Source organism: Pseudomonas sp. PDM09 (assembly GCF_014852305.1).
Classification (GTDB): Bacteria; Pseudomonadota; Gammaproteobacteria; order Pseudomonadales; family Pseudomonadaceae; genus Aquipseudomonas.
Map to the genome: position 1 here is coordinate 207,577 of NZ_JACVBI010000006.1, position 26,144 is coordinate 233,720.

General features: G+C 60.3%; 25 protein-coding genes. 9 read left to right on the plus strand and 16 right to left on the minus strand.

Annotation, left to right across the window (positions count from 1 at the left end; all coding sequences use genetic code 11):
* Positions 1-5 precede the first annotated feature (5 nt).
* The 4 genes from ahcY to IB250_RS16420 all read left to right on the plus strand — a co-directional run bounded on the left by ahcY (position 6) and on the right by IB250_RS16420 (position 5,486).
* The gene (gene ahcY / locus IB250_RS16405) at positions 6-1,415 is read left to right on the plus strand and encodes an adenosylhomocysteinase (RefSeq protein ID WP_007898042.1); all 1,410 of its coding nucleotides are present in this window, start codon (positions 6-8) and stop codon (positions 1,413-1,415) included.
* Between the two features lie 128 nt (positions 1,416-1,543).
* Positions 1,544-2,389 (plus strand): methylenetetrahydrofolate reductase [NAD(P)H], encoded by an 846-nt coding sequence (gene metF / locus IB250_RS16410; RefSeq protein WP_123500174.1) that lies wholly within the window; start codon positions 1,544-1,546, stop codon positions 2,387-2,389.
* Between the two features lie 193 nt (positions 2,390-2,582).
* The gene (locus tag IB250_RS16415) at positions 2,583-3,398 is read left to right on the plus strand and encodes a substrate-binding periplasmic protein (RefSeq protein WP_192345010.1); all 816 of its coding nucleotides are present in this window, start codon (positions 2,583-2,585) and stop codon (positions 3,396-3,398) included.
* Positions 3,399-3,620: 222 nt separating this feature from the next.
* Complete coding sequence (locus IB250_RS16420) at positions 3,621-5,486, plus strand: DEAD/DEAH box helicase (protein ID WP_192344884.1); 1,866 nt, start codon at positions 3,621-3,623, stop codon at positions 5,484-5,486.
* A gap of 250 nt (positions 5,487-5,736) precedes the next feature.
* On the opposite strand, the gene IB250_RS16425 is transcribed toward IB250_RS16420, so the two are convergent.
* Positions 5,737-6,330, minus strand: coding sequence for a YceI family protein (locus IB250_RS16425; protein ID WP_192344885.1), 594 nt, complete (start codon positions 6,328-6,330; stop codon positions 5,737-5,739).
* 32 nt (positions 6,331-6,362) lie between these two features.
* Positions 6,363-6,914: a cytochrome b gene (locus IB250_RS16430; protein WP_192344886.1), complete on the minus strand. Its 552-nt coding sequence runs from the start codon at positions 6,912-6,914 to the stop codon at positions 6,363-6,365.
* 284 nt (positions 6,915-7,198) lie between these two features.
* Here IB250_RS16430 and IB250_RS16435 point away from each other — a divergent pair, with 284 nt between their 5' ends.
* A complete protein-coding gene (locus IB250_RS16435) occupies positions 7,199-8,128 on the plus strand; it encodes a YncE family protein (protein WP_192344887.1) in 930 nt (309 codons plus the stop codon).
* An 82-nt stretch (positions 8,129-8,210) separates the two neighbouring features.
* On the opposite strand, the gene IB250_RS16440 is transcribed toward IB250_RS16435, so the two are convergent.
* Positions 8,211-9,983 carry a flavin monoamine oxidase family protein gene (locus IB250_RS16440; RefSeq protein WP_192344888.1) on the minus strand — a complete coding sequence of 591 codons (1,773 nt, stop codon included), beginning with the start codon at positions 9,981-9,983 and terminating at the stop codon, positions 8,211-8,213.
* A 222-nt stretch (positions 9,984-10,205) separates the two neighbouring features.
* Between IB250_RS16440 and IB250_RS16445 the strand changes: the two genes are divergently transcribed.
* Together IB250_RS16445 and IB250_RS16450 are read left to right on the plus strand one after the other, a co-directional pair.
* On the plus strand, positions 10,206-11,612 hold the full coding sequence (locus IB250_RS16445) for an adenosylmethionine--8-amino-7-oxononanoate transaminase (RefSeq protein ID WP_192344889.1): 1,407 nt from the start codon (positions 10,206-10,208) through the stop codon (positions 11,610-11,612).
* Positions 11,613-11,750: 138 nt separating this feature from the next.
* On the plus strand, positions 11,751-12,470 hold the full coding sequence (locus tag IB250_RS16450; protein ID WP_192344890.1) for a 16S rRNA (uracil(1498)-N(3))-methyltransferase: 720 nt from the start codon (positions 11,751-11,753) through the stop codon (positions 12,468-12,470).
* 124 nt (positions 12,471-12,594) lie between these two features.
* Here the strand turns inward: IB250_RS16450 and IB250_RS16455 are convergent, their stop codons facing one another.
* On the minus strand, positions 12,595-13,497 hold the full coding sequence (locus IB250_RS16455) for a transporter substrate-binding domain-containing protein (protein ID WP_192344891.1): 903 nt from the start codon (positions 13,495-13,497) through the stop codon (positions 12,595-12,597).
* 27 nt (positions 13,498-13,524) lie between these two features.
* A complete protein-coding gene (locus tag IB250_RS16460) occupies positions 13,525-14,772 on the minus strand; it encodes a D-amino acid dehydrogenase (protein ID WP_192344892.1) in 1,248 nt (415 codons plus the stop codon).
* Between the two features lie 108 nt (positions 14,773-14,880).
* Between IB250_RS16460 and IB250_RS16465 the strand changes: the two genes are divergently transcribed.
* Positions 14,881-15,789: a LysR family transcriptional regulator gene (locus tag IB250_RS16465; protein WP_192344893.1), complete on the plus strand. Its 909-nt coding sequence runs from the start codon at positions 14,881-14,883 to the stop codon at positions 15,787-15,789.
* Between the two features lie 5 nt (positions 15,790-15,794).
* On the opposite strand, the gene trhA is transcribed toward IB250_RS16465, so the two are convergent.
* Positions 15,795-16,412, minus strand: a complete 618-nt coding sequence (trhA, locus tag IB250_RS16470; protein WP_192344894.1) for a PAQR family membrane homeostasis protein TrhA — start codon at positions 16,410-16,412, stop codon at positions 15,795-15,797.
* 231 nt (positions 16,413-16,643) lie between these two features.
* Here trhA and IB250_RS16475 point away from each other — a divergent pair, with 231 nt between their 5' ends.
* Positions 16,644-17,564 (plus strand): LysR substrate-binding domain-containing protein, encoded by a 921-nt coding sequence (locus IB250_RS16475; protein ID WP_192344895.1) that lies wholly within the window; start codon positions 16,644-16,646, stop codon positions 17,562-17,564.
* Positions 17,565-17,682: 118 nt separating this feature from the next.
* Here IB250_RS16475 and madM read toward each other — a convergent pair whose 3' ends face one another.
* From madM to IB250_RS16525, 10 genes are all read right to left on the minus strand, one after another.
* A complete protein-coding gene (gene madM, locus IB250_RS16480; protein ID WP_192344896.1) occupies positions 17,683-18,447 on the minus strand; it encodes a malonate transporter subunit MadM in 765 nt (254 codons plus the stop codon).
* 1 nt (position 18,448) lies between these two features.
* Positions 18,449-18,865 carry a malonate transporter subunit MadL gene (gene madL, locus IB250_RS16485; RefSeq protein ID WP_007897996.1) on the minus strand — a complete coding sequence of 139 codons (417 nt, stop codon included), beginning with the start codon at positions 18,863-18,865 and terminating at the stop codon, positions 18,449-18,451.
* Between the two features lie 60 nt (positions 18,866-18,925).
* Positions 18,926-19,837, minus strand: a complete 912-nt coding sequence (gene mdcH, locus IB250_RS16490) for a malonate decarboxylase subunit epsilon (protein WP_192344897.1) — start codon at positions 19,835-19,837, stop codon at positions 18,926-18,928.
* Positions 19,834-20,454 carry a malonate decarboxylase holo-ACP synthase gene (locus IB250_RS16495; protein WP_192344898.1) on the minus strand — a complete coding sequence of 207 codons (621 nt, stop codon included), beginning with the start codon at positions 20,452-20,454 and terminating at the stop codon, positions 19,834-19,836. Before IB250_RS16495 ends, mdcH begins: the two co-directional genes overlap by 4 nt.
* Positions 20,448-21,251: a biotin-independent malonate decarboxylase subunit gamma gene (gene mdcE, locus IB250_RS16500; protein ID WP_192344899.1), complete on the minus strand. Its 804-nt coding sequence runs from the start codon at positions 21,249-21,251 to the stop codon at positions 20,448-20,450. Before mdcE ends, IB250_RS16495 begins: the two co-directional genes overlap by 7 nt.
* Positions 21,248-22,099: a biotin-independent malonate decarboxylase subunit beta gene (locus tag IB250_RS16505; protein ID WP_192344900.1), complete on the minus strand. Its 852-nt coding sequence runs from the start codon at positions 22,097-22,099 to the stop codon at positions 21,248-21,250. Before IB250_RS16505 ends, mdcE begins: the two co-directional genes overlap by 4 nt.
* A complete protein-coding gene (locus IB250_RS16510) occupies positions 22,092-22,391 on the minus strand; it encodes a malonate decarboxylase subunit delta (RefSeq protein ID WP_007941972.1) in 300 nt (99 codons plus the stop codon). Before IB250_RS16510 ends, IB250_RS16505 begins: the two co-directional genes overlap by 8 nt.
* Positions 22,391-23,266, minus strand: a complete 876-nt coding sequence (locus IB250_RS16515) for a triphosphoribosyl-dephospho-CoA synthase (protein WP_192344901.1) — start codon at positions 23,264-23,266, stop codon at positions 22,391-22,393. Before IB250_RS16515 ends, IB250_RS16510 begins: the two co-directional genes overlap by 1 nt.
* On the minus strand, positions 23,266-24,936 hold the full coding sequence (gene mdcA, locus IB250_RS16520) for a malonate decarboxylase subunit alpha (protein ID WP_192344902.1): 1,671 nt from the start codon (positions 24,934-24,936) through the stop codon (positions 23,266-23,268). Before mdcA ends, IB250_RS16515 begins: the two co-directional genes overlap by 1 nt.
* A gap of 309 nt (positions 24,937-25,245) precedes the next feature.
* Positions 25,246-25,875 (minus strand): nucleotidyltransferase domain-containing protein, encoded by a 630-nt coding sequence (locus tag IB250_RS16525; protein ID WP_192344903.1) that lies wholly within the window; start codon positions 25,873-25,875, stop codon positions 25,246-25,248.
* Positions 25,876-26,144 lie beyond the last annotated feature (269 nt).

Below are 26,144 nucleotides of genomic sequence, written 5' to 3' on the forward strand. Positions count from 1 at the left end.
TCATCATGAGCGCTGTTATCACGCCTGTAGATTTTAACGATTACAAAGTCGCCGACATGTCCCTGGCTGCCTGGGGCCGTCGCGAAACCATCATCGCCGAATCCGAAATGCCAGCCCTGATGGGTCTGCGCCGCAAGTACTCCGCCGAGCAGCCGCTCAAAGGCGCGAAGATTCTCGGCTGCATCCACATGACCATTCAGACTGCCGTGCTGATCGAAACCCTGGTTGCCCTGGGTGCCGAAGTGCGTTGGTCGTCCTGCAACATTTTCTCGACTCAAGACCAGGCCGCTGCCGCTATCGCTGCTGCCGGCATCCCGGTTTTCGCCTGGAAAGGCGAAACTGAAGAAGAGTACGAGTGGTGCCTGGAGCAAACCATCCTCAAAGATGGCGCGCCTTGGGATGCCAACATGATCCTCGACGACGGCGGCGACCTGACCGAGCTGCTGCACAAGAAATACCCGGCGATCCTGGACCGCGTCCACGGCGTCACCGAAGAAACCACCACCGGCGTTCACCGTCTGCTGGACATGCTGGCCAAGGGCGAGCTGAAAATCCCGGCCATCAACGTCAACGACTCGGTGACCAAGAGCAAGAACGACAACAAGTACGGCTGCCGTCACAGCCTGAACGACGCGATCAAGCGCGGCACCGACCACCTGCTGTCCGGCAAGCAAGCGCTGGTCATCGGTTACGGTGACGTGGGCAAGGGCTCGGCCCAGTCCCTGCGTCAGGAAGGCATGATCGTTAAAGTGTCCGAAGTCGACCCGATCTGCGCCATGCAAGCCTGCATGGACGGTTTCGAACTGGTTTCGCCGTTCATCGACGGTATCAACAACGGTACCGAAGCCAGCATCGACAAAGCGCTGCTGGGCAAGATCGACCTGATCGTGACCACCACCGGCAACGTCAATGTTTGCGACGCAAACATGCTCAAAGCCCTGAAGAAGCGTGCGGTGGTCTGCAACATCGGTCACTTCGACAACGAAATCGACACCGCTTTCATGCGCAAGAACTGGGCATGGGAAGAAGTCAAACCTCAGGTTCACAAGGTTCACCGCACCGGTCCTGGCGCTTTCGACGCTCAGAACGACGACTACCTGATCCTGCTGGCCGAAGGCCGTCTGGTTAACCTGGGCAACGCCACTGGCCACCCAAGCCGCATCATGGACGGTTCGTTCGCCAACCAGGTTCTGGCGCAGATCTTCCTGTTCGGCCAGAAGTACGCCGACCTGTCGCCAGCCCAGAAAGCCGAGCGTCTGACCGTTGAAGTACTGCCGAAGAAACTCGACGAAGAAGTGGCCCTGGAAATGGTCCGCGGTTTCGGTGGCGTGGTCACTCAACTGACCAAGCAACAGGCTGACTACATCGGCGTGACCGTCGAAGGCCCGTTCAAGCCGCACGCTTACCGCTACTGATTGGCGCTGACTGACCGCTCTCTGTAGGAGCTGGCGAAGCCTGCGATCTTTTGATCTTAAAAGATCGCAGCCTGCGGCAGCTCCTACAGGGGCCAGCGTCCGGCTTACGTGTTTCCAAGGATATGACCATGTCCCAAGACCGTCGCTACAGTTTCGAATTCTTCCCGACGAAGACCGATGCTGGGCATGAAAAACTGATCGCCACTGCCCGTCACCTGGCGACCTTCAATCCCGACTTCTTTTCCTGCACCTACGGCGCTGGCGGCTCGACCCGTGATCGCACCCTCAACACCGTGTTGCAGCTTGAAAGCGAAGTCAAAGTCCCTGCCGCACCGCATCTGTCTTGCGTGGGCGATAGCAAGGACGACCTGCGCGGCCTGCTGAGCCAGTACAAGGCAGCCGGCATCAAGCGTATCGTTGCGCTTCGCGGTGACCTGCCCTCGGGCATGGGCATGGCCAGCGGCGAGATGCGTCACGCCAATGACCTGGTTGAATTCATTCGTGAAGAAACCGGCGATCATTTCCACATCGAAGTCGCCGCTTACCCGGAGATGCATCCGCAAGCGCGCAACTTTGAAGACGATCTCAACAACTTCGTGCGCAAGGCTAACGCCGGCGCCAACAGTGCGATCACCCAGTACTTCTTCAACGCCGACAGTTACTTCTACTTCGTCGAGCGTGTACAGGCCAAGGGTGTGAACATCCCGATCGTGCCAGGGATCATGCCGATCACCAACTACAGCAAGCTGGCGCGTTTTTCCGACGCTTGCGGTGCGGAAATCCCGCGCTGGATCCGCAAGCAACTGGAAGCCTACGGCGACGACACCCAAAGCATTCAAGGCTTTGGTGAGCAAGTCATCACCCAGATGTGCGAACGCCTGCTGCAAGGTGGCGCTCCAGGGCTGCATTTCTACACGCTAAACCAGGCTGAGCCGAGCCTGGCGGTGTGGAATAACCTGAAATTGCCGCGTTAATCGTCGTTAAAGCAAGATCAAAAGATCGCAGCCTTCGGCAGCTCCTACAGAGGTACGTATCCCCCTGTAGGAACTGCCGAAGGCTGCGATCTTTTGCTTTCCGGCGCCCCTTTATTGTGCAGCCATACCCTGAACCAGAGCTTCTGGATCCGGTTTCTGGCTCTTTATGATTTCTCGTCGTAATCTCAATCCCATGCCTTTGATCGCTCAGTTACTGACCGTGCTTCTGTTCACTTGCCTGAGCCTCACTGCTCGGGGCGAGAAGTTGCGTATTGTCACCGAACCCTGGGCACCTTACGTGTATGAGGAAAACGGCAAGTCTTTGGGGCTTGACTATGAAACCACCGCCATTGTCTTCAAACGCCTCGGAATCGACGTGGAGTGGCAGTTCCTGCCATGGAAACGCTGCCTGTCGATGCTTGAGCAAGGCCAGGCAGATGGCGTGCTGGATATCTTCCACAGCGCTGAACGCGACGCGACTCTGCTCTACCCCAGCGAACCGCTCTCGCAAGTCGAATTCGTAATGTTCTATGCCAACGAGCGACCCTATCCGTTTCGCACCCTGGACGATCTGAAAGGCCTGACCATCGGCACCTCGCCGGGCTACCTGTACAGCAAGGACTTCAGCGAATCGACGCTGTTCACCCAAGAGCCGGCACCCACCCATGAAGCCAACTTCGGCAAACTGGTGCGAGGCCGCATCGACCTGCTGATCACTGATCGCCGGGTTGGCCAGCACTTGCTCGATCAACTGAACATCCGCGACAAGATCACCGAGAACCCGATCATCATCAGCCAGCAAAGCCAGTTCCTGGCGGTACGCCGCAATGCCGGGATGGATTTGTTGGTGCAGCGTTTCGGTGCCGAGCTCAAACGCTTCAAGCGCGAGCCGGCCTACGCCGAACTGAGCGCCCGCTATGGCGCCGGCCCGGCCCCCGAAGCACGGGCCGCCAGCGCCACCGCAACCGGCGGAAAAACCGTTGAGCAGCAGGAAAGCGGCGCGCAGTGATTGCTCTGTTATACTCCGGCCTTCCCGCCAGGCTCACGCCCGGACGCTCGGACTTGTTCAAGGCATCTCGATCCCGCTACAGCGCAGCTTTTCAGCCCGCGCGAGCGCTCCAGACGAGCCTTCGAGGCCCAGCAGGACCGGACGGGATTGCGTCCTCTTAAACGCGATTCGCGCCAGGCAAGACTCCCATTGGGCCAAGCCCTAACTAAAACAGGATTACTCATGTCCTTTGCTTCCCTCGGTCTCTCCGAGGCTTTAGTCCGCGCCATCGAGGCCGCGGGCTATACCGAGCCTACTCCGGTGCAACAGCGGGCCATTCCCGCCGTGTTGCAAGGTCGCGACCTGATGGTTGCGGCACAGACAGGTACTGGTAAAACCGGTGGTTTCGCCCTCCCGATTCTGGAGCGGTTGTTCCCCAACGGTCACCCGGACAAATCCCAGCGTCACGGCCCGCGCCAACCGCGCGTACTGGTCCTGACCCCAACCCGCGAACTCGCGGCCCAGGTGCACGAGAGCTTCAAGGTCTATGCCCGTGACCTGAAGTTCGTCAGCGCCTGCATCTTCGGCGGCGTCGGCATGAACCCACAGGTTCAGGCCATGTCCCGCGGTGTCGACGTGCTGGTGGCCTGCCCCGGTCGCCTGCTCGACCTCGCCGGCCAAGGCAGCGTCGATTTGTCCCACGTGGAAATCCTCGTGCTGGACGAAGCCGACCGCATGCTCGACATGGGCTTTGTCCATGACGTGAAAAAGGTCCTCGCCCGCCTGCCGAGCAAACGCCAGAACCTGCTGTTCTCGGCGACGTTCTCCAAAGACATCACCGACCTTGCCGGCAAGCTGCTGCACAACCCGGAACGCATCGAAGTCACGCCGCCGAACACCACGGTCGAGCGGATCGAACAGCGCGTATTCCGTCTGCCAGCCAACCACAAGCGTTCGCTGCTGGCGCACCTGATCACCGCTGGCGCCTGGGAACAGGTGCTGGTGTTCACCCGCACCAAGCACGGCGCCAACCGCCTGGCCGAGTACCTGGACAAACACGGCCTCACCGCCGTCGCCATCCACGGTAACAAGAGCCAGAACGCCCGCACCAAAGCCCTGGCCGACTTCAAGGCCGGTGAAGTGCGCATCCTGGTCGCCACCGACATCGCCGCTCGCGGCCTGGACATCGACCAGTTGCCCCACGTGGTCAACTTCGAACTTCCGAACGTCGACGAAGATTACGTGCACCGTATCGGCCGTACCGGCCGCGCCGGTCGTTCGGGCGAGGCGATCTCGCTGGTCGCTCCGGACGAAGAAAAGCTGCTCAAAAGCATCGAGCGCATGACCAAGCAGAAGATTGCCGACGGCAACCTGATGGGCTTCGACTCCAGCGCTGTGGAAGCCGAGAAACCTGAAGTTCGCGAGCGTCCGGATGTGCGTAACCCGCGCAACCCACGTGGCCCGCGCGGCGATGGTCCGAACGGCAGCGGTGGTGGTGGCGGTCGTAAAGACAAAGGCAAGGACAAGGGAGGCAAGGAAAAACCTGCTGCCACTGGCCGTGGCGATCGCCCTGCCCGTGAACACAAGCCTCGCGAAGGCACCCCGGCCCGTGAGCAACAGCGTCCGGCACCTCGTGCCGCCGCAGACCGTGCTCCGGACGAGTTCCTGGACGACGATGTCGATAACTTCGGTAACCGCGTCGATTACGTGCCTCAAGCCAAACCTGCTCAGGGCCGTGGCCGCCGTCCGGGCGCTCCGGCACAAGGCGCAGGCGCAGGTGCCCCGCGCACCGGTCAGCCACAAGGTCGCCAAAATGGTCCGCGCAACAGCAGCGGCGCAACCACCGGCACCCCACCGGCCAAGCGCAGCGGCCCACGCAACGGCGCCCCACGTGACGGCCAGGCCCGTCGCGAAGAGTCCCGCAACCGCCGCCCGGCCCGTGACGAGCAGCCTCGTTCGGAACCGGCCGTGCAGAACCCGCGGGGCCCGGCACCGAAGATCATTCACAAGGAGTCGAAAAGCGATCGCTTCCCGACACCTGAGCAACTGGATCAACTGCCAGGCCGTCCACGCGGCGAAAAACCAGCCTTGCTGACACGCAATCGCTGATTTATCGCTGATATGAAAAATGCCCCGGTTCTCACGATCCGGGGCATTTTTTCTGGCTGACGAAAAAACCTGTGGGAGCGGGCTTGCCCGCGATCGCGTCAGTCCAGCAAACATCTATGCTGCCTGACCCACCGCCATCGCGGGCAAGTCCGCTCCCACAAGGTTTTGCATTGCCTGTGCAGATTTTGCCCGCCAATAAAAAACGCCCCGGATCGCGAGATCAGGGGCGTTTTTGTTCAAGCAGCGAAATTCACTTCGCTTTCACACCTTCAAACGTAATGTACAGCTCGACAGCGTCGGACGCTGGGCCCAGGTCTTTCTGCTTGCCGAAATCGGAGCGCTTGATGCTGGTGGTGCCTTCGAAGCCGGCACGGTAGCCGCCCCATGGATCTTTACCTTCACCCAGGAAGGTGGCTTTGACCACGATTGGCTTGGTCACACCCAGCAAGGTCAGGTTACCGGTTACGTCGGCAGTGTCTTTGCCAGCGGCGTTTTTGCCGGTGGATTTGACGCTGGTGGAAACAAAAGTCGCCTTGCCGAACTTGCCCACGTCCAGAAAGTCTTTGCTGGCGATGTGCTTGTCGCGTTCGGCGTGGTTGGTGAACACACTGGCGGTATTCACATTGAACTCGATCTTGCTGTCTTCAGGCTTGGCGGCGTCGAAGCTGAACTTGCCGTCGATGTCCTTGAAGGTACCGGTGATGTAGCTGTAACCCAGGTGGCTGATCTTGAAATCAACGAAGGCGTGCTGGCCTTCTTTGTCGACAACGTAATCGGCCGCCATCACGTTAGCCGACAGCAGAGCAGAACCGATTGCCAGAGCGGCGAGCGTCTTTTTCAACATGCTTTCTATTCCTTTGGAGTCGAGGTTGAACATCAGGCTTTGCGTCCCAACATTCGAGTCAGGGTCGCATCACGATCGATAAAGTGGTGTTTCAATGCTGCCAACGCGTGGAGGCCGGAAAAAATTACCAGCGCCCAGGCCAGGTACAAATGGATCACACCCGCGGTGTCTGCCTGGTCCGGTAGTCCGGAAACCAGTGCAGGCACTTCAAACAGGCCAAACACCGGGATCCCGACACCGTCTGCGGTGGAAATCAGGTAACCGGCAATCATCACAGCGAACAGCCCGAGATAGAGGAAGGCATGGCCGAACACGGCGCCAAGACGCGTCATGCGGCTATAACTTTGCAGGGGCGGTGGAGGTGGGCTGATGAAGCGCCACAACACCCGTAGCAACATGACTGCGAACAACACCAGGCCAATGCTCTTGTGCAGATCCGGCGCATCTTTGCGCCAGGAACTGTAGTAGTCGAGACCGACCATCCACAGCCCTAATGCGAACAGGCCGAAGACCGCGAGCGCCACCCCCCAGTGCATGAAGATGCTGACCCAACCGTAGCGGGAAGAAGAGTTACGTAGCTGCATTGCCCAAATCCTGTAAGAACTGCGCCCAAGACTATCGAGTTATCTATCGATTTAAAGCGGAAAATTTCGCTCTGAAATATCGAAAAATACGATCAAGACCTTGGGGTCGAGATATTAAGAGAGTGTTAACCAGAAGAAAAAACCTACAGACGCTGTCCCATGCTCGCTTCCAAAAAGTCTTTACCACTCGTCAGAACTGTCATATCTGACAGTAGCCACCATTACAGGTCATTGATGAACCTGATCTCGGGCGTTAGCCCGAGCGTCTGAACAGGAGTTCTACCATGAGTCACCATTCGAGTTCATCCCCCACGATTACGGGAAACCTATCCAATTCGATACCCGTAGGGGCAGGGCCGCGAGGGATAGCCATCAACAACGATGGATCACGGGTTTTTGTTTGCAATTACATTTCAGGCAATGTGTCAGTGATCAACACCCGGAACAGAAAGGTAATCCACACCATCGCCGTCGAGCATTACCCCCAAAACATCGTCCTTGCCCATGGAGGGAAAAGAGCTTATGTGACCAACTACGGGTCAAGTTCGGTTTCGGTTATTGATACTGAAACCTATGCGGTGGGTAACGTCACGGTGGGAAGATATCCTCGGGGAATCGTCGTGAGCCGAGACGGCAAGCATGTTTACGTCACCGTTCGACAAAACAAAGAGTGGCTGGCAATTATTGATACCCGCACTTATGCGGTGAGCAGAGTGAGAGGATTACCCTCCCCCTCCATAAGTGTGGATATCAGCCAGGACGATTCGCGTCTTTATATCTCCAGCACAAACTCTCCTGATGGCCCTTATCAGGACGCACTAACGATCATCAGCAGCAAGACTTTCAAAGTCCTCGATATCATCAGAACCGAGAGGTATCCGTCAGCAGTTACCGTCAGTCCCGACGACAAAGAAGTGTATATCGTGTGTCTGGACGCTCAAAAACTGACCGTACTGGACCCTAGGTTATCGACCACCAGGCATTTCGATTTTGTGACTTGCGAAGGGAAAATAGTGTTCGGCGAAAAAAACGCTTATGCCGTTGATCAAATCAAAAAAGAGGTCGTGGAAATTAATACCGCCACGTATGAAATTGTTCGCCGGGTGCCCATCCCTGGTGCTTCCGAACCGTATGACATGGTTCTTGATCAACATAACCATGCCTATGTCAGCGACTACCAAAGTGACGAAGTCCATAGTGTCGATCTAGCTTAGCGTCAAAGAAAAATCAGCAGCGACATACGCAAGATATAAAAAAAGCGCGGCATCACTGCCGCGCTTTTTTTGATTCCAGAACTTACTGCGTCTTGGTTTCAGTCGTCACTGGGGTCTTCGCAGCAGTATTGACCGCTGGCTTCACCGGCTCAGTCTTTTTCACCGTCGCCTTGACCGGGGCTTTTTTGGACTCGGCTTTGGCCGCCGGCTTTTTCACTGGCGCTTTGGCCGGCGCTTTCCTGGCAGGTTCTGCTTTCACCGGTGCCGCAGGCTTCGGCGCCTCAACTGGTGCTGGCGCTGGAGTCGGCGCAGGTACAGGGGCGGGTGCCGGAGCAACCGGTGCCACGGGTGCTGGCGCCTTGGCTGGTTCCGGTTTGTCGTCAGAACCACCGAACAGGTTGGTGAAGAAGTTACCTTTCTTCGCCGCCACTGCACCTGCCGCTGCAGCGGTCGCCGCCGGAACAACTTTCGCCGGTTCAAACGATTTGCCCGCCGCCAGGTCTTCTACCTGACTGGCCGCACGCTGACCGGTGCGCAATGCGCCTTCCAGAGTGCCTGGGTACAAGGCGTCGGTGTGTTCGCCGGCAAAGGCTACTCGCTGCAGCGGACGCTCCCACAGGCGCCAGTACTTGCTGATCTGACCCGGGCCGAAGGCCAGGTATGCGCCACCCATCGACGGGTCGGTGCTGTAGCGACGGATTTCATAACCGGTGAACGAACCGCGTGCCTGTGGATAAAACGCATGCAGGCGAATCAGTACCTGATCAACCATCTGCTTGTCGCCGAAGGCCTGCATCACACGCGCGTTGTCGCCGGACAGGTTGATCACCACGTTGGCGCCGCCCTTCAGGGCCGGCTCGACCCACAACATGCCCAGGCCGGTGTTGCTGTAGATCTCGCCAGACATGCGCGCCTTGCTTTCCCACACCGGCGTCTTGAACTTCAGCATGATCTGGTCACGCCAGCCGTAGTTGGTGCCTTTGATGGCGCCCAGGTGCTGGGCATCCAGCGCCGGGGTCATCTGGATCTTGTTCAGTGCACGCAGCGGCACGGCCAGCACGACGTAGTCGGCCTGATAGCCAACACTGCCGACCTTCACGGTCACGCCGTCCTTGTCCTGAGTAATGGCCGAAACCGGCGAGCTGGTCTTGATGGTTTTCAGTTGTTTGACGAAGGCCTGGGCCAGCACCGGGCTGCCACCGGGCAGACGCGAGGCGCGCAGGTCACGGTCGGCAACGCCACGGTAGACGCGGCTCTGTTGTGCGAAGTACAGCAGCGACAGGCGCGAAGGTTCGTCATAGCGGGTACGGATCTGCTGATTCACCAACTGACGCGCAGTGGCTGGCAGATTCAAGCGATCGAGCCAGTTGGACACGTTGATCTGGTCCAGGGCGAACAGCGTGCTGTTGGCGGCCGGGTTCTGCGGGTCTTCGATCGAACGCGCCAGATCATCCAGAGTCTTTTCGTAGCGTTTCAGCGCCTCGGCGGTGGCCGGCTGTTTAGTCGCCAGATCGGCGGCGGTGAAATATTCACCGTCGATCAGGTAGCCCGGAGTCCGCACGAATTCAGGGGCTGGCGTGGTGGTCAGCTTGAACGTCGAGACGTACTTGTTCAGCACCGGTTGGGTCTTGTCGTTGCCGATCCACTCACTGGTGGCCATGCCGGAGCGACCGCCCAACGTCGGTTTGGCTTCCAGCAGGGTGACCTGCCAGCCTTTGTTCTGCAGCTCGTACGCCGCGGTGAGGCCCGAAAGCCCGCCGCCGACCACGATCACCGTTTTATCCTTGGCCAGCGCCGAAACGCTGAACAGCCCCAACATCACCAGCGCACAGGCGCGCAGCCAACCAGCAGACATTCAGCGAACTCCGGAAATACACGAGGAAATAGCGGTTTTACGAGTCAGACGACTCAAAGAACCGCGAAGAATACGTCAGCCATCAAAACGCCGCCAGCGACGTCTATCTCCTTATACAAAGTAGCTCAATCGACACAATGGGTTGTCCCGATGACGCGCATTGCATAGGCTTGCGCGATTGTTTGCCCGCGCACCAAGCGAGCCGCCTCGAGGAGACTGAACATGGGCCTGAATAATCAGTGGATGCAACGCGATCTCGCGGTGTTGTGGCATCCCTGCACCCAGATGAAAGACCACGAACAGCTGCCGCTGATCCCGATCAAGCGCGGCGAAGGCGTCTGGCTGGAAGACTTCGAAGGCAAACGCTACCTCGACGCGGTCAGCTCCTGGTGGGTCAACGTGTTCGGCCACGCCAACCCGCGGATCAACCAGCGCATCAAGGATCAGGTCGATCAGCTGGAACACGTGATCCTCGCCGGTTTCAGCCATCAGCCGGTGATTGAATTGTCGGAGCGCCTGGTAAAGATGACGCCCGAAGGCCTGACCCGGTGCTTCTACGCCGATAACGGTTCGTCGTGCATCGAAGTCGCGCTGAAAATGAGCTTTCACTACTGGCTCAACCGCGGCCAGCCGAACAAAAAGCGCTTCGTCACCCTCACCAACGGTTACCACGGCGAGACCATGGCGGCGATGGCGGTGGGCGACGTGCCGCTGTTCACCGAAACCTACAAAGCCCTGCTGATGGACACCATCAAGGTGCCGAGCCCCGACTGCTACCTGCGCCCCGAGGGCATGAGTTGGGAAGAACACTCGCGCAACATGTTCGACGCCATGGAGCAGACCCTGGCCGAAAATCACGACACCGTGGCCGCCGTGATTCTGGAGCCGCTGATTCAGGGCGCTGGCGGGATGCGCATGTACCACCCGGTGTACCTGAAGTTGCTCCGCGACGCCTGTGATCGTTATGGCGTGCACCTGATCCACGATGAAATCGCCGTCGGCTTCGGCCGCACCGGAACGATGTTCGCCTGCGAACAGGCCGGCATCCGTCCGGATTTCCTCTGCCTGTCCAAGGCACTGACCGGTGGTTACCTGCCGTTGGCGGCGGTGCTGACTACCGATGAGGTCTACAGCGCCTTCTACGACGACTACCCGACCCTGCGCGCCTTCCTGCACTCCCACAGCTACACCGGCAATCCACTGGCGTGCGCGGCGGCATTGGCGACGCTGGATATCTTCGAAGAAGACAACGTCATCGAGAACAACAAGGCCCTGGCCCAACGCATGGCCACCGCCACCGCGCACCTGGTCGATCACCCGAACGTTGCCGAAGTGCGCCAGACCGGCATGGTCCTGGCCATCGAGATGGTCAAGGACAAGGCCAGCAAGACCGCTTACCCGTGGCAGGAGCGTCGCGGTTTGAGAGTCTTCCAGCATGCGCTGGAGCGTGGTGCTTTACTGCGGCCGTTGGGCAGCGTGGTGTATTTCCTGCCGCCATATGTGATTACTCCGGAGCAGATCGATTTTCTGGCCGAGGTGGCCAGCGAAGGCATCGACATCGCCACCCGTGACAGCATCAGCGTGGCGGTGCCGAAGGACTTTCATCCGGGCTACCGTGATCCGGGCTAGTTTCTCTCGTTCCCACGCTCTGCGTGGGAATGCAGCCGGGGACGCTCTGCGTCCCAAAAGCGGACGCGGAGCGTCCGGTGAGGCATTCCCACGCAGAGCGTGGGAACGATCAGTTCAGACGAATTACAGAGACCATTGATGAGACTGTCCCGCTTCTTTATCGACGCCACCTTGAGCATCGGCGAGCACGAGCTTCCCGAGGCCCAGGCCCATTACATCAGCCGCGTGCTGCGCATGGCCGAGGGTGATGCGGTGCAATTGTTCGACGGCTCAGGCCATGAGTTTCGCGGCACGCTGGCGGAAGTCGGCAAGAAGCGCGTCGTGGTGCAAATCGATGAAAGCTTCGCCGGGCAGGTCGAGTCGTCTCTTGCGGTCCATCTCGGCCAGGGCTTGTCCCGTGGCGAACGGATGGACTGGGCGATTCAGAAAGCCACCGAACTGGGCGTCAGCGAAATCACCCCGATCTTCACCGACCGCTGCGAAGTCCGCCTCAAGGACGAGCGCGCCGACAAACGCCTGATGCATTGGCGTCAGGTGGCGATCAGCGCCTGCGAGCAATGCGGGCGTTCATCGGTGCCGCTGATTCATCCGCCGCTGCTGTTGGCCGATTGGCTGAAGCAGACGCAGGCCGAATTGAAGCTGGTGCTGCACCCGGTGGCCGAGCCATTGGTGAGCCATGCGAAACCGGCGACGCTGGCGTTTCTGATCGGCCCGGAAGGCGGGTTGTCTGACGCTGAAGTCGAGCAGGCCAAGGCTGGCGGCTTCCATGCCGCCCGCCTCGGCCCTCGCGTATTACGCACCGAAACCGCGCCGGTGGTGGCGTTGGCGGTGGCCCAGCAGTTATGGGGCGATTTTTAGGTTTGATCGTTCCCACGCTCTGCGTGGGAATGCAGCCCGGGACGCTCCGCGGCCCATCAAAAGCCGAACGCGGAGCGTCCGTAGAGGCATTCCCACGCAGAGCGTGGGAACGATCTTTCAGGAACTACTGCACCGGATCACTCACTGGTTTGGCGATAATCGCTTTCAACTCGCTGGTCATCGGAAACTCAAGGTTCAAACCTTTAGGCGGAATCGGCTGCTGGAACCAGCGGTTGTAGATGCCGTTGATTTCCCCTGAGCTGTACAAGTCGGCGAGCGTCGAGTTCACCAACTCGAGAAATTGCGGATCGCCCTTGCGCACCATGCAGCTGTAGATTTCCCGCGATTGCTCCTCGCCCACCACGACCCACTTATGCGGATCGCGAGCCTTGGCGCGCTCGCCGTAAAGCAACGCATCGTCCATGTAGAACGCCGCTGCCCGCCCTGACTCCAGCATCTGGAAGGCTTCGCCGTGGTCCTTGGCGCTGATCACGAACATATCGATCTTGTGATCGACGTTGTAGCTCTTCAGAAACCGCTCATTAGTGGTGCCGGCGGTGGTCACGACGTTCTTGCCGCGCAAGTCGGCGAAGCGCTTGATGCCGCTGTCCTTCGCCGTGAGCAACTGCCCCTTCACGTAGATGAATCCATAGGAAAACGCCACTTGCTGCATGCGCTCGGCGGTCACGCCGGTAGAGCCGCATTCAAGGTCGACCGTGCCGTTCTGCACCAGCGGAATGCGTGTTTGCGAAGTCACCAGGTTGTACTTCACCTGCAGGTCCGGCAGTTCGAGTTTTTGCTTGATGCGCTCGACAATCTTGCTCGCCAGGTCCACCGAATAGCCCATCGGCTGCCCCGTGTGATCACCCACGTAAGAGAACGGCACCGACGCATCGCGATAGCCCAGCGTGATGCTCTTGGCATTGGCAACCTTGTTCAGCGTGCCGGTCAGCGGCGCTTCGTTGGCCTGGACCTGACTGGCGAGCAGCAGGCCGAGGGTGCAGCCGATCAACGTGATTTTTTGCATTGTTATTCTCCGTTGTGGGTTAAGCGTTTAGCAGCGGGCGACGCGGGGTGCGAGGCCCTGCATTTCGATCGAGGGTGCGCGCCGGGCAATCAACTCACTCAGCAGCCGCGCGCTACCGCAGGCCAAAGTAAAACCCAAGGCGCCATGGCCGAGGTTGAGCCAGAGGTTGCGGTACGCCGTGGCGCCAATCAACGGCACGCCGCTGGGGGTCGCCGGGCGCATGCCGGCCCATTCGATGGCGGCGTCATAATCGCCGGCATTGGGCAAGGTTTCCTGCGCCTGGCGTTTGATCAGCGCCAGACGCTTGGGATCGAGCGCCGGGTCGAAACCGACAATGTCGACCATCGCCGCCACTCGCAGTTGTGCACCGATGCGGGCGTAAACGATCTTGCGGTTGTAATCGGTGATGCTCAGCTCTGGCGCGCGGTGTTCGGCGCGGATCGGCATGGTCAGGCTGTAGCCCTTGAGCGGATACAGCGGCAAGTTCATACCCGGCAACGCCAGCGCCGGGCTGCGATGACCGGCAGCGATCACCAGTTGCTCGACAGGCAGCACCTGCGCGCCCATTTCAACGGCCTGCACCGCGCCGCCCCCGTGGCGAATGCCGGTGACCGTGCGGCCCGGCAAAAACTCGCAACGCCCCGACGCCTTGAGCCGGGCCACCAGTTGCTGGCAGAACGCATGGCAGTCGGCGACTTCTTCATCGGGCGTGTAGATCGCCCCTACGAACGGCGCCTCGGCGAGTGCCGGCTCCAGCTGTGCGCACTCGGCCCGGGACAACACCTGTTGCTGTCGCGGATCAGCCAGCCCTTGGCGTGCATGCTCGAAGCTTGCGGCTTCACGAAACGTCACCAGTTTGCCGTTGCGCCGCCAGTCGAAACCGTCGAGGCGGTCTTCGTCGCGCCAGCCTTGCAGCGTGGCCTGGCTCAGCAGCGCCAGGCGCAGCAGATGCGCGCCGTTGCGCTGATTCACCGAACGCCGGCAGGCCGCCAGAAAGGACGCCATCCAGCGCCATTGCGCCGGGTCCAGACGCGGGCGCAGCTTCAAGGGCGAATCACCGCGCAACATCCATCCCAGCGCCTGCAACGGTACGCCGGCATCGGCCAGTGGCGCGACGTAGCGGTAGGACAACTGGCCGCCATTGGCGAAACTGGTCTCGCTGGCAAATGAATCCCGGGCCTCGATCAGCGTCACGTCGATGCCGTCGCGCACCAGTGCGTAAGCCGTTGTCAGCCCGATGACGCCGCCACCGATGATGCAAACCCGCTGAGCCATGTCAGTCCTTAAGCGTTGTTGAAACGTGCCCTCAGCTTAGGACCAGGTGACAGACGCTGAACAATGCATAAAGATGCCTGAGCCATAAACAAAGGTTATGGACTTGCCATGCGACTGCGACACATCGAGATTTTCCAGGCCATTCGCCAGACCGGTTCGGTCAGTGGCGCCGCCCAGTTGCTGCACGTGTCGCAGCCGGCGGTGAGCAAAGTGCTGCAACACGCCGAACAGCAACTGGGCTTTGCGTTATTCCTGCGGGTGCGCGGCAAATTGCAGCCGACGCCCGAAGCCCTGGAGCTTGAGCGCGAGGTCGACAAGGTCACCGAAAGCCTGCAAGGCGTGCGACGTCTGGCCCAGAGCCTGCGCCGCGAGCCGGGCCACAGTGTACGGATTGGCGCGATCCCGGCACTGGCCTTGTCGCTGCTGCCGCCGGCGATCAACGAATGGACGCAACGCTACCCGCAAATCGCCTGCGAACTGTCCAGCGCCCACAGCCGCGAGCTGATGCAGAACCTGTTAATGCGCGAAGTGGATGTCGCCCTGACGTTGCAACTGCCCGATCATCCGGGCCTGAAGGCGCAGGCCCTGGCCTGTGGGATGCTGGTGGCGCTGGCGCCAAAGGGCTTTTGGCCCGACGACACTCACGGTAAACCGCTGCCGTTGATCGAACTGGCCGGTGCGCCGCTGATTGGCTTATCCAGCGCCGACCCGCTGGCCGCAAGACTCGACAGCTACCTTGAAGCGGTCAATCCGCCGCCAAAGGTACGCATCGCGGTGCAGACCTATTCGCTGGCGCGGGCGATGGTTGAATCCGGTGCCGGGCTAGCAGTGATCGACCCGTTCACCGCGCTCGGTGCGTCCCCCGCCACTACGGCGATTCGCCCCCTGGCCCCGGCGCTACCGATCACCCTGTACGCAGTGACCCGCGCCGACGAACCACCGCCGCACACCTTGAGCGACTTGTTGCAGGTGTTCAGCCGACAGGCGCAGGCGCAATTGGATCGCTTGATCCCGTAATGGCCTCAGAGGACATAAAACAAAATCGCCACAAAGTGCAGCAAGCTCCCGGCAATCACAAACAAATGCCAGACCCCATGCGCATGCCGCAAACGATGATCGAGGGCAAAAAAGATAATCCCCACGGTGTACAGCACCCCGCCCGACGCCAGCCAGGTAAAGCCGACTGGCCCCAGCGCTGCCAGCAATGGCTTGACCGCCACCAGCACGATCCAGCCCATCACCGCGTAAATCACGATCGACAGAATCCGCGCTTCCGAGCGCGGTTTGATCTCTTGCAGGATGCCGATCAGCGCCAGCCCCCAGACGATCCCGAACAACGTCCAGCCCCATGGCCCGCGTAAGGTCACCAGGCAGAACGGTGTGTAACTGCCGGCAATCAACAGGTAAATCGAAAAGTGATCAACCTTCTGCATGATCGCTTTCTTGCGCCCGCGCACGCTGTGGTACACGGTCGAGGCGCTGTAGAGCACAAACAAGGTAAACGCATAAATCGCCACACTGACGATCTTCCACGGACTGCCGTCCATACTGGCAATCACCAACAGCCACACGCCGCCGACAAACGCCGCCACCGCCCCGACCAAATGCGTCCAGGCGTTCAATCTTTCCCCGTGATACATGCGTTGCTCACCTCAAAATTCATTAACACAAAGCCCCTGTAAGACCGGTGTAGAAGCTGTGTAGGAGCTGTGTAGGAGCTGTCGAGTGAAACGAGGCTGCGATCTTTTGATCTTGATCTTAGGATGCCAAAGATCAAAAGATCGCAGCCTTCGGCAGCGCCTACAAAAAGCCATCGAGCCAAACCTCAGCCAATTGGGCACAATCGAACGATTCGAATAAGAGTCACGCCCATGCTGATCGATGAAGAGTTGACCCTGAAAAAACTCGAGGTGTTCCTGGCCTTCATGCGCACCGGCAACCTGGCCCGCGCCGCTGCCGAGTTGCAAACCAGCAACGTCAGCGTGCACCGCGCCATCCATTCTCTGGAAAGCGCCCTGCGTTGCCCGCTATTCAAACACGAAGGCCGCAACCTGACCCCACTCGAAAGCGCTTATGTGCTGGAAGAACGGGCGCAGAAGCTGATTCAGGACGTGCTCGAAAGCGTGCGCCTGACCCGCGAAGCGGCCGGTTTCTCCGCTGAGCGTTTCAAACTCGGGTCACTGTATTCGCTGACGGTGAAGACCGTGCCGCAGCTGATCATGGGCCTGAAAATTCGCCGCAGCGAACTCAATATCGACCTGATCCTGGGCTCGAATATCGACCTGTTGTACAAGCTCAAGAACATGGAAGTCGACGCGATCCTGGTGTCGCTGGACGACAGCGTCAACGACCCGGACTGCGAGCAGATTCCGCTGTTTTCCGATGACATCTTCCTCGCCACCCCGGCTGACTCGCCCTTTGCCCAACGAACAGAAGTCGATCTGGCCGAGGTGCGCAACGAGACATTCATCACCTTGACCCAAGGCTTCGCCACGCACCAGGACGGTATTCGGGTGTTCAAGCAGGCGGGGTTCGAGCCGAAGGTGGCGATGCAGGTCAACGACATCTTCACCCTGCTGAGCATGGTCAGCTCGGGGGTGGGTTATGCGTTGCTGCCGGGAAGGATTGCAGCGGTGTATGAGAACCGGGTGAAACTGATTCCATTGCAGGAAAAGTATCGGTTGCAGCAGCATATCGGCGTGGTGTTTCTGAAGGCCAAGGAGCGTGACCCGAATTTGCTGGCGTTGCTGGCGGAGTGTCGGATGTATGCCAATCGGCAGGCCACCCAATGATCGTTCACACGCTCTGCGTGGGAATGCCTCAATGGACGCTCTGCGTCCGCTTTGGGACGCGGAGCGTCCCGGGCTGTATTCCCACGCGGAGCGTGGGAACGATCAGTCACTCTCGACCCTACCCCACAATCCCGCGAACGATGAAGTACAGCAACGAAGGCCCAAGCAAGCACCCAAGCCCGGTGTGGAACGTTGCGGTCAACGCGCCATACGGCACCAGCCGCCGATCCGTTGCCGCCAACCCTGCCGTCACCCCACTCACCGTCCCGGCCAACCCGCCAAACACCATCGCCGAGCGCGGGTTATCCAGCCCCATCCAGCGCGCCGCCATCGGTGTGCCGACCATCACCAGAATTGCCTTGATCAGCCCGGTGGCAATCGACAACGCCATCACGTCGGACGTGGCACCAATCGCGGCCCCGGTCACTGGCCCGACGATGTACGTCACCGCGCCTGCGCCAATGGTGGTCATGCTGATCGCATCGCGATAACCGAATACCCAGGCCATGCTCGCCCCGACAATGAACGGCAGGATCGTGCCCAGCAGCAGCGCGATAACACCAATCATCCCGGCCTTTTTCGCTTCCGTGGCCTGCACCTCAAACGCCGTGGCGACAATGGCGAAGTCACGCAGCATCGCGCCGCCCATCAAACCAATACCGGAAAACAGCGACAAATCCGCCAGGCCTTTTTGCCCGCCGGTCATGGTGCCGCCGACCCAGGCCAGCACCAGGCCGATGACGATGGCAATCGCCGAACCGTGAATTCGTCCGAAGGTCAGGCGTTTGGACAACACCACCGACACCCACATGATCACGCCAACGAACGCGAACGCTGTCACCAACCCGTTATGTTCCAGACCTTTCTCGATGAGATCCCACATATCAGCGACCTCCTGCCGGTGCGCCAACCGACGTTATGTCCGCCGGTTCATCGGGCAAGGGTTCACCTTTGTGGGTCCGGCTGATCAGCGCAATCGTGCAGCCACAGAGCACCACCGAACCAATCGCCGCCAGCACCGCCACCGGGCCGCCGTGCAGGGCGGTAACGACGTTCTGTTGCGCGGCCATCGCCACCACCACCGGAATGTACATGGCGCCCCAAAAGCCGACGCCCATCTCGCAATCCTTGGTCATGCCGCCGCGTTTTTGCATCCACAACCGCGCGCAAATCAGCAGGATCATCGCGATCCCGACCCCGCCGACGTTGGATTTGACGCCCAGCAACGCGCCGAGCATATCGCCCATGATCACCCCTGCCAGCGTACAGATCGCCAACAGCGCCACACCGTAAATAATCATTGTTGTAGTCCTCAAAGTGCATCGTCGAAATTGTTGTTTTTGTCGTTCGCAGCCTGAGTTCTAGGGTTGGCGGCTTCCCTCCTCACGCAACAGCGCCTGCAAGGTATCGAGCCGCGCACCGTCGAAGGCAATCACGGTGCCCTGCTCGAACACCCGGCGCGCCAGCCCGGTCAACACCGCACCGGGCGGCAGTTCGATCTGTAGATGTACGCCACGCTCATAGGCGCTTTGCACCGTGCCCCGCCAATCCACCACACGGCACATGTTGAAGGCCAGGTCGTCGCGTAACGCCTCGGGATTGATAACGGGCCGGGCGCGACTGCCGCTCAGGTAACCCACGGTCGGCGTTTTCAACTGCACCTTGGCGAAAGCTTCGGCCAGGGTTTTTGCCGGTGCTTCCAGCAGCGGGCAATGGGATGGCACGCTGACCGCCAGACGCTTGGCCAGACCTGCACCACAACCTTTCGCCAACTCGGCAACCGCTTTCATCGCACCATCGCTGCCGGCAATCACCACTTGGTTATCGGCGTTGATGTTGGCCAGGTAAACCGGTGTGTCGACGCTGTGAACCTGCGCCAGCAACCTTTCCACCGTCACCAGATCCAGACCGATGATCGCGGTCATGCCATAGCCTTGAGGATAAGCCTGTTGCATCAGCTCACCGCGCAGGCTGACCAGATGCAACGCATCGCTGAAGCTCAAGGCACCGGCGACCACCGCCGCTGGATAGGCGCCGATGGACAATCCGGCCACGTAATCCACGCTCAATAACAACTGACGTGAAGCGGCGACTCCGGCGATCAGCAGGCATAACTGAACCGCCCTCGTCGACTGCAACGCCTCGGCGGAATCCAGCAACAAAACATCTTCACCCAGCACCTCGCTCGCCTCGATCAGCGTTTCCCGAGGCAAGCGATGAAGCATGCCCGGTTGCTGCGCGCCCTGGCCGGGGAACACCAGCAAACTGCTCACGCTGCTTGCTCCTGCGGGTTCCAGGGATCGGTGACCAGGCAGGCGACCTGAGCGTTTTTGAGCAGCACCCGTTGCGACGAGCCAGCCCATTCACGCAAGGCCACAGCGCCGTAAGGTGTCTGCAGTTGCATGTCGACCAGACACTCAGCGGCGCCGAGAAGAGTCGCCAACTCTCGCGCTTGAAGCCGGCTCAACGGTTGCGGTGTACGCAGGATCAAATCGAGATCGCTGCGCTCATGCAACGCCGCAAAACCACTGGCCAATTCAAACCCGGCACTGCCGCTGACACCCCACACCCAACCGCAGGCGTCGAGCATTGGTCGCAATTGCGCCAGCGCTCGCAGGGCCGGCAGGTCCCGAGTCGTCTCGACATGACACAGCTCTTCCGGCCTTACCCGACGTGAAATCGCCGTGATCGCCATCGACGTTGCATAACGCTGCTCGCGCAAGCGTCCGCGTACCCCGACCGCGATTTGATCCGGTGCGGTCATCGCGCGCCGAACCACCACCGGCTGACCCGCGCTGATCGACTCGATCACCCACGCAGGCGCATCCGCAGGCAACTGCTCCGGGGTCATCCCCCACAGCAGGTCGTGGGCCAGAAGCGTGCTCACCACTGCTCTCTCAGCAGTTGGCGAACCTTGCTCGACGCGGCGCGATTGTTCGCACCCAAGCGGCCGCTCAAATCGCGACGACCTGCCCCGACATCTTCAATCGCCTGAACCAGACACTCGTTCACCCGCGCCAGATCTGCCGTGGTCGGCTGCTCGATCTGATCCACCGACAGGGTTTCCCAAAGCAAACCCAGGCTGGCAAAGCTGTCGATGTCATACGCCATCGGCGGCACGCTGGCGGCCAAGGCTTCAAGTTCTTCGACACTGCGCAACGTCACTCGTGCCGCCGACGCCTTGCCCATCGCATGCACCATCACGCCCGGATCGCGCAACGCGATCAGCCGGTTGGCCTGATAGCCATGAGCGAGAAAGGCGCCAGACATCGCCTTGCCCACCAGTAAACCAATCACTGCGTGCCCGGCCAGTCGGGCGCGGGCATAACTGTCCGCCGCACCGGCCAAGGCTTGATGAATGCCGAGGGCTTCTTCGCGCCGGCCGTAAGCCTGGCTCGGCACATCGACGATGGCGATCAAGGCGCGTTTTTGAGGTTTGTCGTTATCCGCGGCAATGACGTCATCCACCGCTTTGGCCAGGCCCCAGCCTTCCAGCAAACCGACCTCGCCATTGCGAGCGCGGACGAAACGGTTGTCGGGATCGGCCACCACCGCGATAAAACGCGCAGGCTGCTCACCCAACAAACCATCGGCGACTTTCAACGATGCCGGCAAACCCGCGACCGGTTTTGCGACGGCACTCAAGGCGTTGAACCAGTTCAAGCCTCTCAGGGAATACGAACTCATGAGCGCTCTCCTTGATACAGATCGCGAACCGTCGCCGGCTCGATTTGTGGTTCAGCGTCCAGCTTGGCCAGTCGTTGCAGAAACCATTCGGCCTGGCGGCTACGTTGCTGCGCCGGCAAGCCCTGCTGGAGCAATTCACCGACCTGCTGCTGAATCTGCGCCACGTCGTCAGCCACGTAGCGATCCACCAGACCACTGGCGAAACGTTGCTCGCCGCCGGTCAGGCTCCAGATAAACGGGCGATCGCGGGAGTCGTATTCCTCAAGTCCGGCTTCCTGCTCGATCACTTGAGGGCCGTTGAGGCCAAGGCGCGCTTCCTGAGTCACCAGCAAATAACTGCATAACCCGGCGGCAATCGACATGCCGCCAAAACAGCCGACGCTGCCGGCGACCACGCCAACTACCGGTTGGTACTGGCGCAAATCGACAATCGCCGCATGAATATCGGCAATCGCCGCCAGCCCGAGATTGGCCTCCTGCAAACGCACGCCACCGGTTTCCAGCAGCAGCACGGCGCGAGTGGGAATGCCTTTGCGGTTGTCCTCGGCGGCCAGTTCCAGCGCGCCGGCAATTTTCGCCCCACCGACTTCACCGAGGCTGCCGCCCTGAAACGCGCCTTCGATGGCAGCGATCACCACCGGCAAACCGCCGATGCTGCCCTTGGCGATCACCACGCCGTCATCGGCTTGCGGCACCACGCCCTGGCGTGACAGCCATGGCGACATGACGCGCTGAAACGGGTCGAGCAGTTCGCGGAAGGTTCCGGTGTCGAGCAGTGCTCTCGCCCGTTGCCGGGCGCCGAGTTCGACGAAGCTGTGTTTATTCAGCAAGGCTGCGCTATCAGTCATGACCGATCTCCTCGAAACCTTGTTCCAGGCGCAAACGCACCACGCCGGGGGTGGCGCCGAAATCGTGGATATCGATCGCCATCGCGGGCGGTGTCTGGCCGTCGAACATCCGCGCGAACAGATGCTGCCAGCGTTGTTCGCTGCCGTTGACCGAGGTCTGCACCTGGATCGTCAGCTTGCCGGCCAGCCCCGGTTCGATCAGCACTTCCAGATCGCCCGAACCCACGCAGCCCACCAGCGCCCTGCCCCGAGGCGGCTGCCCGGCGGGGAATTCAAAGGATAAGGTTTCCATCAAAACGCTCCCTGGAAGATGCCGTCGCCCGAGTCGATACGGTCGATAAACAGGCAGGCTGCGAGCAAGTCCGCAGCGCCGCCGGGCGAGGCATTCAACGCGATTAGTTGTTGGTCCAGCTCATGCAAACGGCGGCGACCGGCCAGGCTCGCACTGCCGCCGGCGGCGAGCACTGCTTGGGCGCCGAGTTGCATGGTCTGCAGGCCGGTTTCGCCTGCGCGGTAGAGCACGCAGGTGTCGGAGAGATGGGTCATGATCGCCAGCAAGGCGTCGAGCCGGGCGTTCTGTTCGCCATGACCGGCGGCGCGGCTGAGTTTGAGTTGCGGCAGTGCGCGTTGAATCACCGCCGGAAAGCCCAGCTGTGCTTCTTCACGGGCACCGCGCGCGCCGTAACGCTGGGCGACTTGAGCGCCATGGCTTAAAGGGCGCGGTGCGTAACGGTCGTCGAGCAAGGCCAGACGTGCAGCGCGCAAGGTCACGGCGCTGGCTTTGGTATTCGTGCACTCTAGCGCTGCCGCAGCGACCAACAGCCCCAACGCCCAGATCGCCCCACGATGAGTATTCACACCGTCGGTGGTGGCGAGCATCGTTTGCTCACCGTTACGACCAATCCGCCCGAGAGCTTCGCGCAGGGGTAAACCGACTTCGCCAAATTCGATGGCCGCGTCCGCCATTGCTTTGAACGCCGGCCACAACGACAGCGCCGAGGCGTGCATCAGGCTCAGGTGTAAATCGGTGTGCGCACCATTGCCGCGACGATCCACCAGCGCCGGTTTCGGCGACAGATCCGCTTCGTCGATCAGCGCGTCCACCGCGAGATCCGCCAGCCGCTCCGTCAGGGTTAAAGGTTTCGGTTGCAGATTGAATGCGCGCATTACCAGCTCCTGAACTTGGCGGGTGGGTTGTAGAGGCCACCGGACCACTCCACCAGATCGGCCACGCTTTTCGCTGCGAGCAGCTCGCGGGTGGCGTCGGTGCGGCGGATGCCGAGGTCTTCGGGCAAAGCGATCAGGCCTTCGCGGCGCATGCGCGCGGTGTCTTTCGGGTTGTGGCGCAGGCCGATGGCGGTCACCCCGGCGACGGCCGCGATCATCGCCTGACGCTCTTCGAGGGAACGGGCCTTGTACAAATAGGCGATGCCTTCTTCGGTGAGCAGGTGAGTGACGTCGTCGCCATAGATCATGATCGGCGCCAGTGGCATACCGCTTTTCTTCGCCACGTCCACCGCGTCGAGGGTTTCAACGAAGGTCGGCTTGCCGCCCTCCTGGAAGGTCTCGACCATTTGCACCACGAGTTTTTTACCGCGCTCCAGCAATGCTTCGGGCGCATCGTCGTGACGCATATCGAGCCAGGCCGGCGTGCCATGGCGGCGACCGCGCGGGTCGTGGCCCATGTTCGGCGCACCACCAAATCCGGCCAGGCGGCCGCGCGTGACGGTGGAGGAATGACCGTCGCCATCGACTTGCAGAGTTGCGCCGATGAACAGGTCTACCGCGTATTGCCCGGCCAATTGGCAGAACATCCGGTTGGAGCGCAGTGAACCGTCGCGGCCGGTGAAGAACACATCGGGCCGGGCAGCGATGTAGTTTTCCATGCCCAATTCAGTGCCGAAGCAATGCACGCTTTCGACCCAGCCGCTTTCGATGGCAGGGATCAAGGTTGGGTGAGGATTGAGGGTCCAGTTGCGGCAGATCTTGCCCTTGAGGCCGAGGGATTCACCGTAGGTCGGCAGGATCAGTTCGATGGCCGCGGTGTTGAAACCGATGCCGTGGTTCAGGGATTGGACGTTGTGTTTTTCATAGATCCCGCGGATCGCCATCATCGCCATCAACACGTGCACAGGTTTGATGTGGCGTGGGTCGCGGGTGAACAGCGGTTCGATGTAGAAAGGTTTGTCGGCCACCACGACGAAATCGACCCAGGACGCGGGGATGTCCACGCGAGGCAGTTCGCTGACGTCGTCCACCAATTGGTTGACCTGCACGATGACGATGCCATCGCTGAACGCCGCCGGTTCAATCAATGCGGGGGTGTCTTCGGTGCTCGGGCCGGTGTAGATGTTGCCGGCGCGGTCGGCCATGAAACCGGCCGAGAGCACGACGTTGGGAATCAGGTCGACCACCAGTCGCGCATAGAGCTCGATGTAGGTGTGGATCGCGCCGATTTCCAGCAGGCCGTCTTCGAGCAACTGACTGATGCGCAGGCTTTGGGTGCCGGCAAAAGAGAAGTCGAGCTTGCGGGCGATACCACGCTCGAACAGGTCCAGGTGCTCGGAACGCCCGACGCTGGGCATGATCATGTGCAAGTCATGCAGCTTGCCCGGATCGGCCTTGGCCAGGGAGCGGGAGAGGAAATCCGCCTGCTTCTGGTTATTGCCCTCCAGCACCACACGGTCGCCGGGCAAAATCAACGCCTCCAGCGCCGCAACGATCTTGTCGGTGGGCAACACCACACCGTCGGCAAGCCCCTTCACCAATTCGAGGCGCCGCTGCTTTTCGCTGCGCCGCCGCGTCCATCGCGAGTCGGGGGATATTGTTGTTGTCATGACCACTCCACGGGTTCGCTGTCGTGGGGGTCACCTTAGGAGCGTTGGGTGGGGGCATCAATCAAGCAGAGGGACGGATCATTACGCTGACCGTAATGATCGAACACCGTCCCGATCGTTCCCACGCTCTGCGTGGGAATGCCTCAAGGGACGCTCCGCGTTCCAGCTCTCGAATGGGACGCGGAGCGTCCCGGGCTGCATTCCCACGCAGAGCGTGGGAACGATCAGGTCCGCGATGAACTGAAGGACGTCATCTGCATCAGCCCTTCGCATTCCTTGCGATCCGGCGGCTCAGCTTTCAGTCCACCGCTACGTAACAGGTTTTCCAGGTTCTCGTTGCTGCCCATCCTTGGACTCCAAAGGGTTTCCCCCCATCAGATTGATCTTGTCCTGCTGCGCTACCCGCACGACAAAACTATTTTCAGCCACCAGTTTGGCGGCCCAGTCGTCGGGGGTGTAGAGCGTTGGGTTGAGGACGCGGCCCAATAGCTCTTCCATCGGTATAAGCCGCTCCATCACTTCACTGTAGTGCAGGCCCTCGCCGATCAGCATGAGATCAATGTCACTGGATGCGTTTGCCTGATCCTTGGCGATAGAACCGTACACAAATGCCCAAGTGATCTGTTCGGCAAAGGGTTGGAGCGCCTGACGCAGAGGCTCGGCAATGCCAAAGGTTTTGCGGGCGATGCCCAGCAGTTCGGCATAGATCGGGCAGTCGGGATTGGCTTGATAGTGGGTCTGGTTGCCCTGACGGGTCAGGGTCAGCACGCCTGCCCGCTGCAACCGATCCAGCTCGCGCATGAGGCTGCCTTTACCCACTTGAGCCCAGCGGGCGATCTCGTTGGCGTAAAAGCTTTGGTCGGGTTTACCAAATAGCAGGCCAAGCACTTTTTGCTGAGTGGTAGTGAACAAGGCTTCGCTTAGTGACAGGTTTTTCATGGCAACGACCGATAAGTCCCAAAAAAGGAACGATAGGTCCCTTTTTGGGAATCTTCAACCTGATACAGAAACCTTTGTGGCCAGGGGCTTGTTGGAAGGTCCGACCGCCTGAGGTTTTGTGTTTAGAAGTTTGTCCGCAGGAACGGTGAGAGGCTACGCAGTCTGGCGTCGCTGCCTACAGCAATGCCGGAACCCGCTGACTGGTGCGCTTTTGCGTTGATCTTTATTGTTTGCGTGTCGCTGCCAATTCAGCGACCGGGTTTGGAACC